15 protein-coding genes and 3 other RNA genes are annotated in these 18,026 nt (G+C 65.0%); 6 read left to right on the top strand and 12 right to left on the bottom strand.

What is annotated here, in order from left to right; translation table 11 throughout:
* Positions 1 to 149: 149 nt before the first annotated feature.
* From VC212_RS11045 to rraA, 6 genes are all read right to left on the bottom strand, one after another.
* Positions 150 to 1,982: an ABC transporter ATP-binding protein gene (locus VC212_RS11045; RefSeq protein WP_323515662.1), complete on the bottom strand. Its 1,833-nt coding sequence runs from the start codon at positions 1,980 to 1,982 to the stop codon at positions 150 to 152.
* Positions 1,983 to 2,156: 174 nt separating this feature from the next.
* A non-coding RNA gene (locus tag VC212_RS11040) (sX9 sRNA) lies at positions 2,157 to 2,232 on the bottom strand.
* Positions 2,233 to 2,307: 75 nt separating this feature from the next.
* Positions 2,308 to 2,904 carry a plasmid pRiA4b ORF-3 family protein gene (locus VC212_RS11035; RefSeq protein ID WP_055849901.1) on the bottom strand — a complete coding sequence of 199 codons (597 nt, stop codon included), beginning with the start codon at positions 2,902 to 2,904 and terminating at the stop codon, positions 2,308 to 2,310.
* Positions 2,905 to 3,192: 288 nt separating this feature from the next.
* Positions 3,193 to 4,458, bottom strand: coding sequence for a cation:proton antiporter (locus tag VC212_RS11030; protein WP_055849898.1), 1,266 nt, complete (start codon positions 4,456 to 4,458; stop codon positions 3,193 to 3,195).
* A gap of 194 nt (positions 4,459 to 4,652) precedes the next feature.
* Positions 4,653 to 6,248, bottom strand: coding sequence for a serine hydrolase (locus VC212_RS11025; protein WP_323515663.1), 1,596 nt, complete (start codon positions 6,246 to 6,248; stop codon positions 4,653 to 4,655).
* A gap of 22 nt (positions 6,249 to 6,270) precedes the next feature.
* Positions 6,271 to 6,771 (bottom strand): ribonuclease E activity regulator RraA, encoded by a 501-nt coding sequence (rraA, locus tag VC212_RS11020; RefSeq protein WP_323515737.1) that lies wholly within the window; start codon positions 6,769 to 6,771, stop codon positions 6,271 to 6,273.
* A gap of 484 nt (positions 6,772 to 7,255) precedes the next feature.
* Between rraA and VC212_RS11015 the strand changes: the two genes are divergently transcribed.
* The 4 genes from VC212_RS11015 to VC212_RS11000 all read left to right on the top strand — a co-directional run bounded on the left by VC212_RS11015 (position 7,256) and on the right by VC212_RS11000 (position 9,668).
* Positions 7,256 to 8,089 (top strand): DUF72 domain-containing protein, encoded by an 834-nt coding sequence (locus tag VC212_RS11015; RefSeq protein ID WP_323515665.1) that lies wholly within the window; start codon positions 7,256 to 7,258, stop codon positions 8,087 to 8,089.
* A 110-nt stretch (positions 8,090 to 8,199) separates the two neighbouring features.
* A non-coding RNA gene (locus tag VC212_RS11010) (sX9 sRNA) lies at positions 8,200 to 8,275 on the top strand.
* A 311-nt stretch (positions 8,276 to 8,586) separates the two neighbouring features.
* Positions 8,587 to 8,663: non-coding RNA, sX9 sRNA (locus tag VC212_RS11005), on the top strand.
* A gap of 57 nt (positions 8,664 to 8,720) precedes the next feature.
* Entirely contained in the window at positions 8,721 to 9,668 is a 948-nt protein-coding gene (locus VC212_RS11000) for a DMT family transporter (protein ID WP_055849891.1), read from the top strand.
* 280 nt (positions 9,669 to 9,948) lie between these two features.
* Here VC212_RS11000 and VC212_RS10995 read toward each other — a convergent pair whose 3' ends face one another.
* The 3 genes from VC212_RS10995 to VC212_RS10985 form a co-directional block, all read right to left on the bottom strand.
* Positions 9,949 to 10,671 (bottom strand): pseudouridine synthase, encoded by a 723-nt coding sequence (locus VC212_RS10995; protein WP_055849889.1) that lies wholly within the window; start codon positions 10,669 to 10,671, stop codon positions 9,949 to 9,951.
* Positions 10,672 to 10,750: 79 nt separating this feature from the next.
* A complete protein-coding gene (locus VC212_RS10990) occupies positions 10,751 to 13,156 on the bottom strand; it encodes an EAL domain-containing protein (RefSeq protein ID WP_115562476.1) in 2,406 nt (801 codons plus the stop codon).
* A gap of 264 nt (positions 13,157 to 13,420) precedes the next feature.
* Positions 13,421 to 15,340 (bottom strand): DEAD/DEAH box helicase, encoded by a 1,920-nt coding sequence (locus tag VC212_RS10985; RefSeq protein ID WP_323515668.1) that lies wholly within the window; start codon positions 15,338 to 15,340, stop codon positions 13,421 to 13,423.
* A 426-nt stretch (positions 15,341 to 15,766) separates the two neighbouring features.
* Between VC212_RS10985 and VC212_RS10980 the strand changes: the two genes are divergently transcribed.
* The gene (locus VC212_RS10980) at positions 15,767 to 16,003 is read left to right on the top strand and encodes an RNA-binding S4 domain-containing protein (protein ID WP_311240144.1); all 237 of its coding nucleotides are present in this window, start codon (positions 15,767 to 15,769) and stop codon (positions 16,001 to 16,003) included.
* Positions 16,000 to 16,320 carry a hypothetical protein gene (locus VC212_RS10975; protein ID WP_323515671.1) on the top strand — a complete coding sequence of 107 codons (321 nt, stop codon included), beginning with the start codon at positions 16,000 to 16,002 and terminating at the stop codon, positions 16,318 to 16,320. The genes VC212_RS10980 and VC212_RS10975 overlap by 4 nt, the downstream gene beginning before the upstream one ends.
* A gap of 209 nt (positions 16,321 to 16,529) precedes the next feature.
* Here VC212_RS10975 and VC212_RS10970 read toward each other — a convergent pair whose 3' ends face one another.
* The 3 genes from VC212_RS10970 to VC212_RS10960 all read right to left on the bottom strand — a co-directional run bounded on the left by VC212_RS10970 (position 16,530) and on the right by VC212_RS10960 (position 18,026).
* A complete protein-coding gene (locus VC212_RS10970) occupies positions 16,530 to 16,931 on the bottom strand; it encodes an MAPEG family protein (RefSeq protein ID WP_115554187.1) in 402 nt (133 codons plus the stop codon).
* Between the two features lie 25 nt (positions 16,932 to 16,956).
* Positions 16,957 to 17,496 (bottom strand): DUF4019 domain-containing protein, encoded by a 540-nt coding sequence (locus tag VC212_RS10965; protein ID WP_055849873.1) that lies wholly within the window; start codon positions 17,494 to 17,496, stop codon positions 16,957 to 16,959.
* 275 nt (positions 17,497 to 17,771) lie between these two features.
* Complete coding sequence (locus tag VC212_RS10960; RefSeq protein ID WP_323515674.1) at positions 17,772 to 18,026, bottom strand: hypothetical protein; 255 nt, start codon at positions 18,024 to 18,026, stop codon at positions 17,772 to 17,774.

Below are 18,026 nucleotides of genomic sequence, written 5' to 3'. Positions count from 1 at the left end.
AGGGGCTAGATCTCGACGTTACGACTCCGGCGTGCGACCTCACTTCTCTCGCATCGAGCAATTGAGCACTTGAGCACTCAAGCACTCAAGCACTCAAGCACTCAAGCACTCAAGCACTCAAGCACTCAAGCACTCAAGCATCGTTCCCCTCACCCATCCGCCGCAACAAATCCACCGGTCTGCCGCGCCCACAGGCGTGCATACAGCCCGCCCTGCGCGATCAGCTCCGCATGTGTGCCGGTTTCGACGATGCGGCCGGCGTCCATCACCACCAGTCGATCCATGCGCGCAATGGTGGACAGCCGGTGCGCGATCGCGATGACGGTCTTGTTGCCCATCAATGCATCAAGGCTGTCCTGGATCGCCGCTTCCACTTCCGAATCCAGCGCCGAAGTGGCTTCGTCCAGAATCAGGATCGGCGCATCTTTCAACAGCACGCGCGCAATGGCGATGCGCTGGCGCTGACCGCCGGAGAGTTTGACGCCGCGCTCGCCCACATGCGCATCGAAGCCCTGACGTCCTTCGCCATCGACCAGTGCGTCAATAAAGCTCTCCGCGCGCGCCTTGCGCACGGCTTCGAGAATCTGCGCGTCGCTGGCCTGCGGCCGGCCATACAGCAGGTTGTCACGGATCGAACGATGCAGCAGCGAGGTGTCTTGCGTCACCAGACCGATCTGCCCGCGCAGGCTTTCCTGCGTGACCTGCGCGATGTCCTGCCCGTCGATCAAAATACGCCCCTGCTCCAGGTCGTACAGCCGCAGCAGCACATTGACCAACGTCGATTTACCCGCACCGGAAGGACCCACCAGGCCGATTTTTTCGCCCGCACGCACCTGCAGATCCAGCCCGGCGATCACCCCGCCGCGCTTGCCGTAGTGGAAATGGACCTGATCGAAGTGCACCTGACCCTGGGTGACCCGCAGCGGCACCGCATCCGGCGCGTCCTGCACGGTCAGCGGCTGCGCGATGGTTTGCATGCCGTCCTGCACGCTACCGATGTCTTCGAAGATGCCGTTGACCGTCCACATGATCCAACCGGACATGTTGTGGATGCGAATCACCAGTCCAGTCGCCAGCGTGATCGCACCGACGCTGATCTGCCCGCGGTTCCACAGCCACAGCGACAATGCGCAGGTACCTACGATCAGGAACCCGTTGGCCACCGCGATGGCCGTATCCATGGCGGTGGTCACCCGTGTCTGCCGGCGATGCTTGACCGCCAGCTCATCGAGCGCGTCGTGCACATACGCTTCTTCGCGGCCTGCATGGGCGAATAACTTGAGCGTGGAAATATTGGTATAGCCATCGACGATGCGCCCGGTGGCCTTGGAACGCGCGTCAGATGCGACCCAGGCACGCGCCTTCATGCGCGGCACAAAGAACGCCATCAACGCGACATACACCACCAGCCAGATCAGCAGCGGCGCCATCAACCACGGGTCGGCCTGCGCAAATAACCACAAGGCACTGCCGGTATAGACCACGATGTACCAGAGCGCATCGACCATCTGCACCGCCGATTCGCGCAACGAGGTGCCCGTCTGCATCACCCGGTTGGCGATGCGGCCGGCAAAATCGTTGTTGAAAAAGCCCAGGCTCTGGCGCACCACGTAGTTGTGCATCAACCAGCGCGAGCGGTTGCTCAGGCCCGGGACAATGGCCTGATTGACCAGCAGATTGTGCAGCCCGGTGAACAGCGGCCGCGCCACCAGCGTGATCGCTGCCATCCATAGCAACTCGCCCGCATGACGACGGAAGAAGTCCGGTCCCGGTCGCTCGGCCAGCATATCCACGATGCGAGCGAGGAAGTCGAACATCGCCACTTCCACCAGCGCCAGCAGCAGCCCTGCGACCAGCGTGGCCAACAGAATCGGCCATAACGGACGCAAATAATGCAGATAAAACCGCCACACACTGCGGGGCGGCATCTCGCGCTCGATGGGCGGAAAGATATCGATCAGGGACTCGAACCAGCGGAACATTGCACGCACTTCGCTAACACCGGGCGGTCAGGCTAGCCGATTGGGCGTCAAACCGCAGTGCGTTGATGCGGCGAGTTCCGCGTGGGAGGTCGCGCTGCGGGTGCCCAGTGCTGCTGTGGATGCCGCGGCGCCGGCACTGCATGGCGCAGCCGTGTAAGCATCCGCCTTTAGAGCGGCTAACAAATCTAGCTAGCAATCGTCAGGTGGGTGCGGGCAGCGCGCTCAGAATCGGAGTGGACGCGTGGTCCATGCCGCACCGAGCGCCGAGCGCCGAGCACCAGCCGCGCCCGCCTGACAGCGAGCTCAGTCGGTTTGTTCGCTGCTCTTAGTCGCGAACACGCGCAAGCAGCCGGTTGATCTCGACCAGATCGAAGTGACCCGGATCGAAACGCCCACCGAGCGTGGCCAGTTCCTGCACATGCTGCGGGTGATCCGGGTTGGCGATGATCTGCAGAAATTCCTGATAGTCATCGATCCCGCCGCGGCTTTCCGGCGGGCAGGCATTAGCACCATCGATGCAGCGTGCCACGCGCAGCCCGGCATCCGGCGGCAAGACGGCCTGCACCTGCACGGTGTGCTGCCAGCCGGCGCCGGCCCCATAGAAATAGCCAAATGCATCGAGCTCGCCCAGCGCGCTTTCCAGCGTGACCCGCGCGGCATGCTTGAGTCGCGCGCGATCCGGCACATCCAGGCCGGACTCGCCATAGCGCCCGCCACCAACGTCGAATTCGTACGGATGCACACCGCTCCAGCCCATTACCGGCTGCAGCACGCGATGCAAGGTCGCCAGCCGCACTGCACCGGACACCAGCACGCTGCGCCACACCAGCGGTGCACTGCCCGCCAATGCGATCTGCAACTGATAGATCGGCACAGGAACCTGCACCGCCTGCTGGGCGGCCTTCTTTTTTGCCTTGGTCATGACGACTCGATGACTGATATCTGACGCCAGTATGGCGGCGGTGGCATGCTCGCCTCAATGCGCCTGCACTGCGGCTGCGCCAGCAACCAAGCCGACATCGCTCCATCCTGGTCAAGCAGGTGCGTTCATTCGGAGCACGCAGCGCACGGCGCGGTGCGCTCGCGCGCACTGTGCAGCAGCCAATGCGCAGCCTTCAAACGTCAGGATTGCCCGCACGGCCAAGCAACCGACAAGCGCTACATCTCACCAGCAGCGCAGCTGCCTCGCCAGCGCAGCAGCTGCCGGCGCTCAGCGCTGTTGCAGGCTCGGCACCGCGTCGGTCACGCTGGCGTGGCGACGCATGATCCAGTTGAACAGCGGCGTGGCCATCAGCGTGGACAGGATCGCCATCAGCACCAGCACCGAGAACAGGCCCTGCTCGATCACCCCGGCCTGTAAACCGATATTGATGATGATCAGCTCCATCAGGCCGCGTGCATTCATCAGCGAGCCGATCGCCATCGCGTCGCGGTTATTTTCGCCGGTGGCGCGCGCCGCAGCCCAGCAGGCCACGCCCTTGCCGATGAACGATGCCGCCAGGATGGCGACGCCGGCCAGCATGATCTGCGGCTGCAGCAACACGCTGAGCTGGGTTTTCAGGCCCGAATAGGTGAAGAACAACGGCAGCAGCAACACCACCACAAACGGCTGCATCATCTCGCGCAGCTTCTCGGTCAATGCGCCCTTGGGCAGACAGACGCCCAGCAGGAAGCCACCGAACACGGCATGGATACCGATCGCATCCATCGCCCAGGCGCTGAGGCAGAACAGCATCAGCACGATCGCCAGCATACTGTTGCTGAGCGGCTGATCCGGCACGACATGATCGGCCAGGCGACGCAGCAGATGCCGGCCGACAAACAGCATGAACAGCGCATAGGCGACGCCGCCGCCGATGGCCAGGTACGCACTGCCCCAGCTGCCGCCGAAGCTGGCCAGCACCACCGCCAGAATGCACCACGCCGCCGCATCGTCGAACGCACCGGCGGTCAGCGCCAGCGTGCCCAACGGGCTATTGGTCAGGCCGCGCTCGTGGATGATGCGCGCCAGCATCGGGAATGCGGTGATCGCAATGGCCGCGCCCAGGAACAGCGAGGCTTCCATGAGCTTGGCCTTTTCCGAGAACAGGCCTTCCACATTGAGCAACCACGGGCACATCGCAAATGCCAGCGCAAACGGCACCGCGATACCGGCCAGCGACACGCTCATCGCGCTGCGATAGCGCGCACGGAAGTGATCGCCGCGGAAGTCGGTACCGACCAGAAACATGTACAGGCCCACGCCGAACTGCGCGAACACGTACAGCACATCCATGGTCTGCTTGGGGAACAACGCTGCCTGCGCACCCGGTGCCAGCAGGCCGAACAACGACGGCCCCAGCATCACGCCGGCGATCATCTCGCCCACCACCTGCGGCTGCCCGAGGCGCTTGGCCAGCATGCCGACCAACCGGCATACCAGCAGGATCGCTGCAGCCTGCAGAAAAAAATACACCGACATCTGCGGAGTGGTCATGCGTATGGGGACATCCCTGAGAAGTGCGCGGATCATAGCGAGCCGCGCCGGTGGACGGTAGCCGTATGGCCACCGAGCGCGGCGATTGCCTCGCCAGCAGGCCAATTCAGCTGTTCTGGATGGACACGGCACCCCTCCGCTTGGCGTTGAGCGCACCGCATGGCAGATGCGCTGGCGCCGCACTCAGACGCGTGTCACTGCGATGCGGGCGATGCCGCCTGCACCGGGGTCAGCACCAGATCCTGAAAATCGAAACTGAAATCGGTCAACGGCGAGATCGCCTCCATGCGCATCTCGCGCACCGCGCCGTCCGAAGTGAGTGCGAAGTTGACGAAAGCATCGGCGTTCAAGGAACGGTCGTCCCAGCGCACGATAAAGCTGTCGTGCTGCCAGTGCTCCAGCGTGCCGATCAGCTGCGCCGTCTTGGCAAACTGCAGCCGCAACCGCTTGCCATCCTGGCGGATCACCACATCGCCATACCACGGGTCGCGATAGGTGGCCGCATAACCGCGCAGCGGCAACGACGGCGTCGAGCGTGCGGTGCGTGCATCCTGATGCTTCTTCCAGCTGGTGTCGGCATCGCTGTCGGCCTTGGCCACGGCCTTGGCGTACGCGTCGGTCCAGTCGGTGGGCGGCACTTGCAAGAACGCATCCAGCACCTGCAGCGTCACCGCGTTGAACGCCGCACCCACTTCCTGATTGGTCAGCACCACCACGCCCAGTTTCTGGTCGGGTACCAGGGTCAGGCGCGACACCATGCCGGGCCAGCCGCCGGTGTGCCACACCAGCCGATGGCCACGATAGTCGCTCAGGCTCCAGCCTTCGCCGTAACCGGCAAAGTTGGGGCGTGCCGCCGCCAGCTCCGGCACGGCCGGGTCGGCGATCGCGATCGGAGTGATCATCGACCACATCTCCTGCTGCCGTTTGGCGCTGAACAACACTTTCCCATCGGGCAATACTCCACCGGCCAATTGCACGTTCATCCACAACGCCATGTCGTGCGCACTGGAATAGATGCCGCCGGCGCCGGAATTGTTCGACCAGGTCAGCGGTGCGGCCGTGCGCAGCTCGGTGAAGTCGTACTTGGCATGGCCGACCGCCGCGGTGTCGCCGGGCTGCAACTGGTCGGCATTGAAGCGCGTCCCACGCATGCCCACCGGAGCGAAGATCCGCTGCTGCAAAAACGCGGCATAGGACTGCCCGGAGACCTGTTCGATCACTTTCTGCGCGACGGCGTACAAGATATTGTCGTACGCGTAGCGGTCACGAAACCCGCCTTTCAACGGCACCTTGGCCAGGCGCTGCACGACCTCTTCGGTGCTGTAGCTGGTGGTCGGCCAGAACAACAGATCGCCGGCACCCAGGCTCAGCCCGCTGCGGTGCGCAAGCAGGTCACGCACGCGCATTTCACCGCTGACATAAGGGTCGGACATCCGAAACCACGGCAGGTGGTCGATGACCTTGTCGTCGAGCGACAGCTTGCCCTCGTCGGCCAGAATCGACAGCGACGCGGCGGTAAACGCCTTGGTGTTGGAGGCGATCGCAAACAATGTGTCTGCCTGCACCAACTCGGGTTTGCCGATCTCGCGCACGCCGTAGCCGCGCTCCAGCACTACCTGACCATCCTTGACGATGGCCACCGCAATGCCGGGCACATCGAACTGCTTGCGCACCCGTTCCATCTGCGCATCGAACTGCTGCATGCCGGCCGGTAGCTCGGCCGCGTGCGTCGTTGTCACCAGGGTTGCCAGCATCAGCACGCCTCCCGTCAGCCATCCGTTCAAGGTCATTCTCACGCTCTCTTAGTGTCGATCAGATTGCGACGCTGGCACTGTCCAACAACAGCGGCAGCGGCGTTACCAGTACGCCGTTGGCATCGGCATACAACCAATGACCGGGCACGAACGGGACACCGGCAAAGTTCACCGGCACATCCACATCGCCCAGATCACGTCGCTCGGTGCGCCGTGGGCAGGCGGCCAGTGCCAGCACGCCCAGCGGCAGCGTGGCCAGGATCTCGACATCGCGCACGCAGCCGTGGACCAACACGCCGGCCCAGCCATTGGCCACCGCCTGCGCCGCGATCTGGTCGCCCAGCAGCGCATGCTTCAACGAGCCCTGGCCGTCCACCACCAGTACCCGCCCATCGCCCGGCGTAGAGGCCAGCTCGCGCACGCGTGAGTTGTCTTCGAAACAGCGCACCGTCGCGATCGGCCCGGAGAACACGCTGCGCCCGCCAAAGTGGCGGAACAACGGCTCGGCAACGGTCACCTCGGGAAAGCGGTCACACAGATCGGGCGTGGTCCAGGTCATCGGTGCGGTCTCAAGCGGCTGAGCAGGCATGGTAGCCGGCTGCGATGGGGTCAGGGTGTCGGTTGATGTCGTCTCGGCGCTGACTGCTCGGCAGCCTCCTGCTGCGCTGGCATCGCGCAGAACGACCGACAGACGACTGCGGCTACCGATAGGCGCGCTTGGACCGGGCTTGATCGGGATATCGGGCTTTGCGGTAAAGATTCGCTGGCGCTGCCGTCCTCGCTTGGTGCTGCACCAATGTTGCAATGCCGGTCGCACGTCATCGCGACCTGCATCGTGGGAGCGCTAGCGAAGATGCCGCCTGGCTGTGCGTCGTCGCGCAGACTGGCACGGCGAGCGCTGCCGTTGGTCGTACTGCCAGCCGGCGGCTTCGCTGTCACACCGCATCCAATCCGGCTACGCCACGCTAGGCTGTGACTGCCACTCCGCGCCGCACCACTGCGGCACCTCATCGTGCACACCTTTGCCAGCGAGTCTCTCTGCGATGTCTGATCTGTTCGCTTCCGCACCGCCCGTCCTCGACGGCATCCATGTCGGTATCGGCGGCTGGGTGTATGCGCCATGGCGCGCAGGCATGTTCTATCCCGAAGGCCTGGTGCAGCGGCGCGAGCTGGAATACGCCAGCCGCCAGGTCACTGCCATCGAAATCAACGGCACCTACTACGGCGCGCAGAAACCGGCGACCTATGCGAAATGGCGCGATGACGTGCCGCCCGGCTTCGTGTTTTCTGCCAAGGCGCCGCGGCACATTACCCAGTCACGCACACTGGCGGGCACCAAGGCGCAGGTGGACGACTTCGTCGGCGGCATTGTCGAGCTCGGCGATACCCTGGGGCCGCTGGTGTGGCAATTCGAGCAAGGACATCGGCTGCAGGCCGACGACCTGGAAGCCTTTCTGGCGTTGCTGCCTCAACGCGCAGGCGGTCGCACGCTGCGGCATGTGCTCGAAATTCGCGACCCTGCGGCGGTGAATGCGTCACTACTTGCGCAGGTGCGCCGCCACGGCGTGGCCACCGTATTCACCGATTCGGACGAACATCCCTCCTTCGCCGATCTCTCCACCGATTTCGTTTACGCGCGTCTGATGCGTAGCCAGGCACGTCTGCATGCCGGTTATCCGGCGCCGGCATTGAAGCGCTGGGCCGAGCGGATCCAGGCCTGGCGACGCGGCGACGACCCGGCCGACCTGCCGCATGTCGACTCCACGCCACAGGCCACAAATACGCCGCGCGAAGTGTTCGTGTTCTTCATCAGTGCGGCGAAGGAGCGCAATCCGGCTGCGGCGATGGCGCTATTGAAAGAACTGTCTGCTGGATGACGTGTTGCTGGCAGCGATATCCCCTGGCCGGCTGGCGTGTGTGGCGACACGTTTTTGAGCAGCCAACAAAACGACTGCGCTCACCACCAGGCGGGCGCGGCCGGTGTGGCATGGACCAGGCGTACACGCGGTTCTGAGAACGCCGTCCGCACCCACCTGACGACTGCACGCTGCGTTTCGTTCGCTGCTTGTGGTCAGGCCACGAGTGATTGCGCGGATGCTTGGTCGACTGATGTTCGGCAGCGCATGATCCAGCGGCTATCTGCATGGTCTTGAGCAATGTGGTCGTTGGGCGCCAACGTCGTGAAAACATTACAACGTGCGTTCGGTGGGACGCGGCCTTCTTTGAGTTGCCAAGCGGCCTGCGCACGATTGAGTCAATCGCTGGAGTAGACCGTACCCTCACCCCAACCCCTCTCCCGCAGGAGAGGGGCTTAGAGCAGCTGACAAGATGACTTTGCAGCCGCCAGACGAGCGCGGTTGATGCTTGGTGCGGCATGTACCACGCATACACTCCGGGTCTGACCGCGCCGCCCCTACCCACCTGACGACTGCTCGCCAGGTGTTGTCAGCCGCTCCAACAAGGCTCATTGCACGGCGCCGATCTGCGGCTTTTCGGCGACAATGGCGCATGCCCACGACCGACCTGCGCAAGGCGCAACTGCAAATTCATTTCTGCGTGCTGCTTTGGGGCATCACCGCGATCCTGGGCAAGTTGATCACGCTGCAGGCATTGCCGCTGGTGTGGTGGCGCATGTTGATCGTGGTGGTGGCCTTGGCCTTGTGGCCGCGGGTGTGGCGCGGCTTGCGCGGTTTGTCTGGCCGTGTGGTGCTGGGCTATTGCGGCATCGGCGCGTTGGTGGCGCTGCACTGGCTGACCTTCTATGGCGCGATCAAACTGGCCAACGCGTCGGTGGCAGCCACCTGCATCGCCTTGGCGCCGGTGTTCACTGCCGTGATCGAGCCCTGGGTGACGCAGCGGCCGTTCCGCCCGCGCGAGTTGCTGTTCGGCCTTGCGGTGTTGCCGGGAGTGGCGCTGGTGGTCGGCGGCGTGCCCGATGGTATGCGTGCAGGGGTGGTGGTCGGCGCGATTTCGGCCGTGTTCGTCGGGCTGTTCGGCTCTCTCAACAAGCGCATGGTGGCGCATGCAGACCCGCTCACCGTCACTGCATTGGAGCTGGGCGCCGGCACGCTGACCCTGACCGTGCTGGCACCGGCCATGCCGCTGCTGCTGCCATCGCTGCATGGCGATCTGTTGATGCTTCCCAGCCTGCACGATGGCGTGTTGCTGCTCGTCCTGTCGCTGGCCTGCACCCTGCTGCCGTTTGCGCTGGCGCTGGTCGCGCTGCGTCATCTCAGCGCGTATTCGGTGCAGCTGGTGACCAATCTGGAACCGGTCTACGCCATCGTGCTGGCCATCGCCCTGCTGGGCGAACAGCGCGAGCTCACCCTGCAGTTCTATCTTGGCGTTGCGATCATTCTGGGCGCGGTGTTTCTGCATCCGGTGCTGGAACGCCGGCGCAAGGTGGTGCACCCGGAGTTACTTGGCACCGCCGAAGCCAAGAACATCGTCGACTGAGTGAGTGACACCAGATCCCGCGACACGGCGTTGGCCGACAGCGACCGCAGTGTCGCGTAACACCCGAGACCGACGCTTCGCAGCGAACGCGTGAGCGCTTCAGCGGCCGGCGCTTACCGAGGATGACGATGACCAAGCCCGCGCCCACAAGGCGCCAAGCGCAGCGTTTGGTCAGCTATCGCACCCCGCGGCCGCACGCGAACGCCCATACCGACTGCAGCGGAAGCACCGGATGGCGACCACTGCGCCTGCCATCCGGCAGCGCATCCGGCCGGCCGGTTTACCAGTCGGTGCGCTGCGGCAGCAGGCCGCGCAGTTCCGCATCGCTCAGGTTGCGCCATTGCCCAGGCTTGAGCGCGGCAAGCTTGATGTTGTCGATGCGCACCCGCCGCAGTTGGGTGACCCGGTAGCCGAATTCGGACGCCATCAGGCGGATCTGCCGGTTCAACCCCTGCTCCAGCACGATGCGGAAGCCGAACTTGGCGATACGCGCGGTGCGGCACGGCAACGTGGTTTCGTTATGGATGCGAACGCCGCGTGCCATGCCACGCAAGAATTCGTCGGTGACCGCCTTGTTGACCGCCACCAGATACTCTTTTTGATGGCGGTTTTCCGCGCGCAGGATCTCGTTGACGATGTTGCCGTTGCTGGTCATCAAAATCAGCCCTTCGGACTCCTTGTCCAACCGGCCGATCGGGAAGATGCGCTGCTCGTGGCCGACGAATTCGACGATATTGCCCTTGACCGAACTCTCGGTGGTGCAGGTGATGCCCACCGGCTTGTTGAGCGCGATATAGACATGTTTGCGGCCGCCGGGCTTTTTGGCCTCGCGCGCGCGCAGCGGTTGGCCATCCACCAACACGGTGTCTTCGTCGCCCACCACCGCGCCGGTGCCGGCCACCACACCGTTGACGGTGACACGGCGTTCGCCGATCAGGCGGTCGGCCTCGCGGCGCGAGCAGAAGCCGGTGTCGGCGATATGTTTGTTGAGTCGGATTGTCATCGTTCGATTATCGGCGATTTACAGCCGACAACGTACTTTTGTGCAGTCACAGCGTGGCGCCCGGCTCTGCCGGCAGGCCCTATCCGGTCACGGCCAGCAACGGCTGTGGCGCGATCAGGTCTTCCAGTGGGCACGGACGGTGCAGGCTGAAGCCCTGCACCTGGCCCACGCCGGCATCGCGCAAGCCGGGAATATCCGCCTCCGACTCCACCCCTTCGGCCACCACTTCGATGCCCAGTGCCAGGCCGACCTGGGCAATGGAATGCACCGCGGCGCGGTCCACCGCGTCATGCGCGTAATTGCGCACGAAGCCGCAATCGATCTTCAACACATCCACCGTAAATTGCTTGAGGTAGCCGAACGAGGCCAGGCCGCTGCCGAAATCGTCCAGCGCCACGTGGCAGCCCCGCGCACGCACGCTCTGCACGAAGCGCTGCGCATGTTCCAGATCGCCGATGACCGCGGTTTCGGTGATCTCCATGCACAGCTTGGGCACCAGCGTGGGATAGCGCTCGAACAAGGCGCAGACAAAATCGAGAAAGTCCGGCTGCGCGATCGATTGCGCGGACAGATTGACATGGCACAGATCCAGCGTCGCCACATGCATCGGGTTGTCGGCCAGTTGCGCGCACAAGGTTTCCAGCACATAGGCATCGACCATGCGCCCAAGCCCGTAACGCTCCACCGCAGGCAGAAATTCGCCAGGGCTCAGCACACGCCCATCGCGCGCGCGCATGCGCACCAACACTTCGTACTGCAGGCGACCGGGGTCGCTTAGCACCTGGATTTTCTGTGCGTACAGCAGCAGCCGCTGTTCGGCGATGGCCTGCTGCACGGCGCTGATCCAGCCACCGTCATGCCGACGCCGCGCCAATGCCAGATCGTTCTCGCCAAAACACCGAATTCGGTTGCGCCCTTCTTCCTTGGCCGCGTGACAGGCCAGATCGGCCGCAGTCATCAAGGCATTGACGTCGCTGGCGCCCTTGCGAATTTCCACCACCCCAAAGCTGCAACTCGGCGTCAGCGGCCGGCCGCCCTGATGGCTCCATGGCTGCCCGAGCACACCATGCATACGTTCCAGCAAGGCCTGCGCCTGCACCAGATCGGTATTGGCCAGCAGAATCGCGAACTCGTCGCCACCCAGCCGCCCCAGCCAGTCGCCTGGACGCAGCTGCATGGTGATCACGTCGGCGAAGTGGCACAGGAACTTGTCGCCGACCGCATGCCCAAAGGTGTCGTTGACCAGCTTGAAATGGTCCAGATCCACGAAGCACAACGCATGGCACAGCTGCGGCGATTGCGGCGGCTCGATCAGACGCAGCAGGCGGCGTTCGATCTCGCGCCGGTTGATCAGGCCGGTCAAGGCATCGTGACGCGCGTGGAAGGCGACCTCGTCGGCCAGCTCGTGCGCGTGCGAGACATCTTCGATCACCGCCAGCACCAGCGTGGGTTCCTCCGGACCCGGCTCCACCAGCGAGGCGCTCCAGCGGCCCCACATCACCTCGCCATCGGCACGCAGAAAGCGCAGCTCGCCGGACTGCATCAGCCGTGGCCAGTCGATCATGCCGCGACTGTCCAGCACGATGTCGTCCGGATGCACCACCTCGGCCAGCGTGCGGGCCTGCAGTTCCTCCGGGCGGTAGCGCAGGATATTGGCCATCGAGGCGTTGGCATCCAGCACGTGGCCACGCAGATCGAACTTGACCATGCCCAGTGCGGCTTGTTGAAACGCCGTGCGAAAACGGCCCTCGTGCGACAGCAGATAGTCGCGGATACGGCGCATCGCCAGCACGCAGGTGGTCAGCACCAACAACAAGGTGGCAAGGCTGCAGGCCGCCATCACGTCGTGCAGCAGCCGCGCGCAGCGGATCAGCAGCGCCTGGAATTGCGCCGCATCGCCGCGCATGCGGCCATCGAGCAGATGCAGATCGTCGCGCAAGGCCTGCAGCGCGCGCGGATCCGGCGTACTGGCGGCCTGCACGGAGGCGGCACGGTCGGCCAATGCACTCAGCTTCAACAGGTCGGCATCGGTGTGCTTCCACATCGCGATGGCGTCGCTCAGATACGGAAAGACATGGCCGTAGCGGTACAGACGCACCATTTGCGGCATGTCCTCAGGGGCATTGCGGCCGGCCGCCAGTCCGGCATAGACCGCCGTCCAGGCGATCACCGGCTGTTCGACTGCTTCGCGTGCCGCGCGGTCGCCCAGCGGCACTTCCAGCGCGCGGCAGGCGGCCTGCAGGTCGGCCGGATCGCCGCTCACCAGATAGCGTTCCAGCCAGTACACCGACTCCTGCTGGGCGTTGGACCAATGGCTCTGGCCGACGATCCAGGCGGTGGCACCGGACTGGATTTCGATCGCCAGTGCCGAGAGCACGGCCATGCCGACAGCCACGGCAATCAGCAGTGCCAGAGGGAGCGTCAGCCAACCGCGCACCATGTGCATGGTCCGGTCACTGCGTGTGCTGCGTGCTGCCTGCGCCATTGCCGTCCTCGTCCACCGCCGCCCGATGCGATTCAGGCGCCCAGTGGGCGCCTGAAGGCAGTAGCGGCCGTCATGGCCGAGTCTGTATGGCGGCGTCCGTTTGCCGGACGGCCGGCGGAAAAGGTCAGCCTGGCTGACCATCCGCCATCTGCGGTCCCTGTCGGGACACGCTTGCTTGCATTGCCAGGCTATGCCTAGAAAGGAATAGCGGCACTGACCCCGGCTGCGTCCGCGCTTCGCCGCGCAGCCGATTGTCAGCGGGGCTTACTCGCCGCGCGGCTTGGGCGGACCCTTACGGTGTGGCGCGCCGGCGCGATCCATCGGACGCCCCGGGCCGTTCGGACGACCGGACGGCTTGCCACCACGCGGGAAGCGCGGCTTGGACGGCGACGCCGCCGCCTCGCCTTCTTCCAGCTTGCGCATGTTGAGCTGCTGGCCGGAGACCCAGACCTTCTTCAGGTGCGTCAGCAGCTCGCGCGGCATGTCGGCCGGCAGATCCAGGATCGAGTAATCGTCCTGAATATCGATGCGGCCGATGTAGCGACTTTCCAGACCGGCTTCGTTGGCGATGGCGCCGACGATGTTGGCCGGCTTCACGCCGTGGGTGTGACCCACTTCGATGCGATAGCTCTCCATGCCGAACTCCGGCTCGCCACGCGGGGCCGGGTCACGACGCGGACGCTCGCTGCCGGCATCCTCGCTACGCGGCGGACGCGGTGCGCGCTCGCCGTCGTTGGCACGCGGGCCACGCTCGAACTTCGGCTCGAAACGCGGACGCTCGCCGCGGTCGCCGCGATCCCCACGGTCGGCACGCTCGGTGCGCTGCGGGGTGAACTCTTCGCGCGCGCCACGCACCGGCGGGGTCAGCAGGAACGGCGCATCGCCCTGCAGCAACTTGGCCATCGCCGCGGCGATCTCGATCGCCGGCACGTTGTTTTCGGCCTCGTAGCGCTGCAGCAGATCGCGGTACATATCGATCTGGCCACTGGCCAGCGTTTCGGTGATGCGGGTCATGAAGCGCGCCACGCGGGTGTCGTTGACGGCATCCACGCTCGGCAGCTGCATTTCTTCGATCGGCTGACGGGTCGCGCGTTCGATCGAGCGCAGCATGCCCTTCTCGCGCGGGGTGACGAACAGGATGGCGTCGCCATTGCGGCCGGCACGACCGGTACGGCCGATGCGGTGCACATAGCTTTCGGTGTCGTACGGGATGTCGTAATTGAGCACGTGGCTGACGCGCTCCACGTCCAGGCCGCGGGCGGCCACGTCAGTGGCGACCAGGATGTCCAGCTTGCCGTCCTTGAGCTGGGCAATGGTCTTTTCACGCGCAGCCTGCTGCATGTCGCCGTTGATGGCGGCCGCGGCCAGGCCACGGGCCTGCAGCTTCTGCGCCAGCTCTTCGGTACCGGCCTTGGTGCGCGCGAAGATGATCATGCCGTCGAACGTCTCGACCTCAAGAATGCGGGTCAGCGCGTCCAGCTTGTGCAGCCCGCTCACCCACCAATAGCGCTGGCGGATGTTGGCCGAGGTGGTGGTCTTGGCCGCGATGGTGACTTCGGCTGGGTCCTTCAGATAGGTCTGCGCGATGCGGCGAATGGCCGGCGGCATGGTGGCCGAGAACAACGCGACCTGGCGCTTTTCCGGCAGCTTCTTCAGCACGGCTTCGACGTCGTCGATAAAGCCCATGCGCAGCATCTCGTCGGCTTCGTCCAGCACCAGCGTCTTGAGCTGGGACAGATCCAGGGTGCCGCGATCCAGGTGATCGATCACCCGGCCCGGGGTACCCACCACCACATGCACACCGCGCTTGAGCGCGCTCAGCTGCTGGGCATACGGCTGGCCGCCGTAGACGGGCAGCACGCGGAAACCGGGAATGGCTTCGGCATATTTCTGGAAGGCCTCGGCGACCTGGATGGCCAGTTCGCGGGTCGGGGCCAGCACCAGCGCCTGCGGCTTGAGCTGGTTCAGATCGGCGTTGGACAGCACCGGCAGCGCGAACGCGGCGGTCTTGCCGGTACCGGTCTGCGCCTGGCCGAGGACGTCGCGGCCGGCAAGCAGCGCGGGAATGGTGGCAGCCTGGATCGGCGACGGCGACTCGTAGCCAACGTTGGCAACGGCTTTCATCACAGCGTCCGAGAGGCCGAGGTCTGCAAACAGCAGCGGCGCGGAAGATTCTTGGGTCATGGGTAACTCCGGAGGCGCCGCACGGAGCCGGCAGGCGCAAAGCAGGGTATTGTGCGCCCTTACCCCCCTTCGTGTCGAAGGGTCGTGACGTTTTGTTCAGGTTGTGAGGATTCGCCCGCCCCGGCGAAGCATCCTGGCACGCACTTCCCCGCCTTGCCCGGCACCTGAGCCAAGCCCGTGGATACAGCCCCGCAAATCGACGACGCCCAAGCCGGCCGCAGCATGACCGGGGCCGAGAGCTTGCTGGAGGAGATTGCGCGGTTTCGCCGCGAGTAGGCGGCCACTCTGCCGACGCCGGCATCGCCCGCAAGGTGGCAGCGCGCTGCGGCTGCCTGCGCGCAACCATGCGTCTGGTGCGGGCTTGCGCATGGTGGTGCCGGCGGCGGTTCCGGGCGGATAATCGGTTTCTTTTTGACCGAGTGCAGCATGCAATTCCTGGAATTCGACCTGGACGGCGAGTACATCGAACTCAATCAGTTGCTCAAGCTGGCCGGCATTGCCGATAGCGGCGGCCAGGGCAAGGCCATCGTCGCCAGCGGCGCGGTCAGCGTCGATGGCGTGCAGGAGCTGCGCAAGACCGCGAAGATCCGCCCCGGTCAACTCGTGCAATTGGACGACGTGGAAATTCGCGTCATGGCCATGGACCCCGAGTCCGACGAATGAGGGTGATCGAGATCGGACAGCGCAATATCGCGCCGTCGGCCGAAGATCCGAAGCACGACGTCTACGTCTTTTCGATCGAACTCGGCGCGGCGCGCCCGTTCTGGCTGGAGCAATCCATCCATGGCGGCCATGCCGACCGTGGCGGTTGCATCATGCTGGCGTTGCACGAGCTGGACGGCTGGCGAGGCGATTGGCGCGTGCATCTGACCCATGCAGGGTGCGCCTGGACGATCCCGCTGCTGGAAGAGGCCATGCGCAGCGGCGATACGCAGGCGGCGATCGATGCGATCGTGGCGCGGGTGCAAATGCGGCGCTGATGCGTTCCAGTGCGGCGGCCGTGCTCGTAGCGCCTGCCCGCTTGCACGCATATGCCCGCCTAAACGACGGCGGATGACGCTATCCCGCAGTTGCATGCAGTGCAGCTGCTACTACCGATGCGCCCGGTCTGGAGCCAGGGCGCGGCGCTTCACGTGACCGGGATAAAGCGCATGCACGGCAGCCGTACATGCGCAAGAACCTTACTGGTTTACACACCCAGCAGCGCGCGTACCAGCTTGACGATGCCCCAAAACGACACCACCCAGATCGCGCTGCGCAGGTAGGGGATACCGGCTGCATAAACCGGCACGTACGCCACTCGCGCCCACAGATACAGCTGCACGCCCAAGGCGGTTTCCGCATTGGTGCGACCGGCTACGGTCACCGCCAGCACCGCTGCGGCAAAGATCGGAAAGGTTTCCAGATAGTTGCGAAACGCGCGATCCAGCCGTGCGGCGACGCCGGTCAACGGCTTGGCATCGCCATCGCGCGGACTGGCATTCCATTTGGTGCCGCGCTGCGCGGTCATGCTGACCGATGCAGCCAGCAGCTGTACCAGCCCGAGCACCATGGCCCAGCCCAGCATCTGCAGTTCGATGGTCAGTTGCACGCAAATCTCCTGGTGAGCTGCCGCATCACTTGGCCGCCGTGCGCAGGCTGTAGCCCGCAACGCGCCAGGTCTTGTCTTCGTCCAGACGGAAGGACACCAGCTCGCGCACCGGCTGCGGCGCGTTGGCAAACCGGGTCGGGAAGCTGACGTTGACGTACAACCCTTCGGGCACCTGCGCGCCGGGGCCGTACTTCACCCGCGTCACCGAGCCCTGACCACGCCCGACCATCGCACCCAGACGCGCACGCTCGCCGGCGAGCTGGGCGACGAAGGCATCGCGCTTGACCGCAGTCTTGGCCACGCTGGACGCACCGTCCCACAGCGAAGCGGCCTTGTTGGCATCCACCATCTGCGCCACGCGCAAGGCGGCCTGGGTCATCTCCACGTCCTGCTTGGCGACCTGCGCCTGCTGGGCCGCGCTGGGCGCTGGTACGGGCTGCCCCGCCGCCGGTTTTTGTGCCGCGGGCGCCGGCTGGGCAGTGGCCGCGCGGGACGGCTGCGGTTGTTGAGCAAACGCCAGCGCTGGAGCCAACACCAACGCGACAAGCAAACGAGGACGGAGCATGGGACAGCACCTTGAACGGGTTGGAAAGAGATGGACCGCACACATTGCGGTGGGTAGCGCAGTCTATGGCCGGACCTGCGCAACACAAGCGGCGCGCGATCCGGGCGGGAGCGGCTGACTGCATGATCCGGACGGCACTGTCGCGTTGGCGTGTAACAAGCCGCCTGATCCGCCGGTAGAGCGCAGGCGGCAGGCCGGATCTGCGCAGCCAGTGCGAACCGCGCGTTCAACGCAGCCCTAACCCAGACCAGGTTGGTTCGGCCTGGATCGAATCGCTAGAGCTCTCCGCCGGGCGCAGGCGGCACGGCAGCCACGCCGCGCGGACGCCATAGGCGCCAGCTGACCCAGAACGCGCGTGCGACGGCCGCCACCAGCGCCGCCAGACTCAGCCACATCCCCAGCGTGGCCGGCCATTGCGCATGCAGTGCGGCGGCGGCGACGCGTAGCAGCTCAGCCACGCCGAAGCCCACCAGCACCAGCAACGCCGATGGCAGATACGCCAGTACAACGCCCTTGGTCTTGCCTCGCAT

Source organism: Xanthomonas sp. WHRI 8932A, from assembly GCF_035012785.1.
GTDB lineage: Bacteria > Pseudomonadota > Gammaproteobacteria > Xanthomonadales > Xanthomonadaceae > Xanthomonas.
Note: the sequence above shows the minus strand (reverse complement) of the source record. Positions and strands in the feature narration are given on the sequence as shown.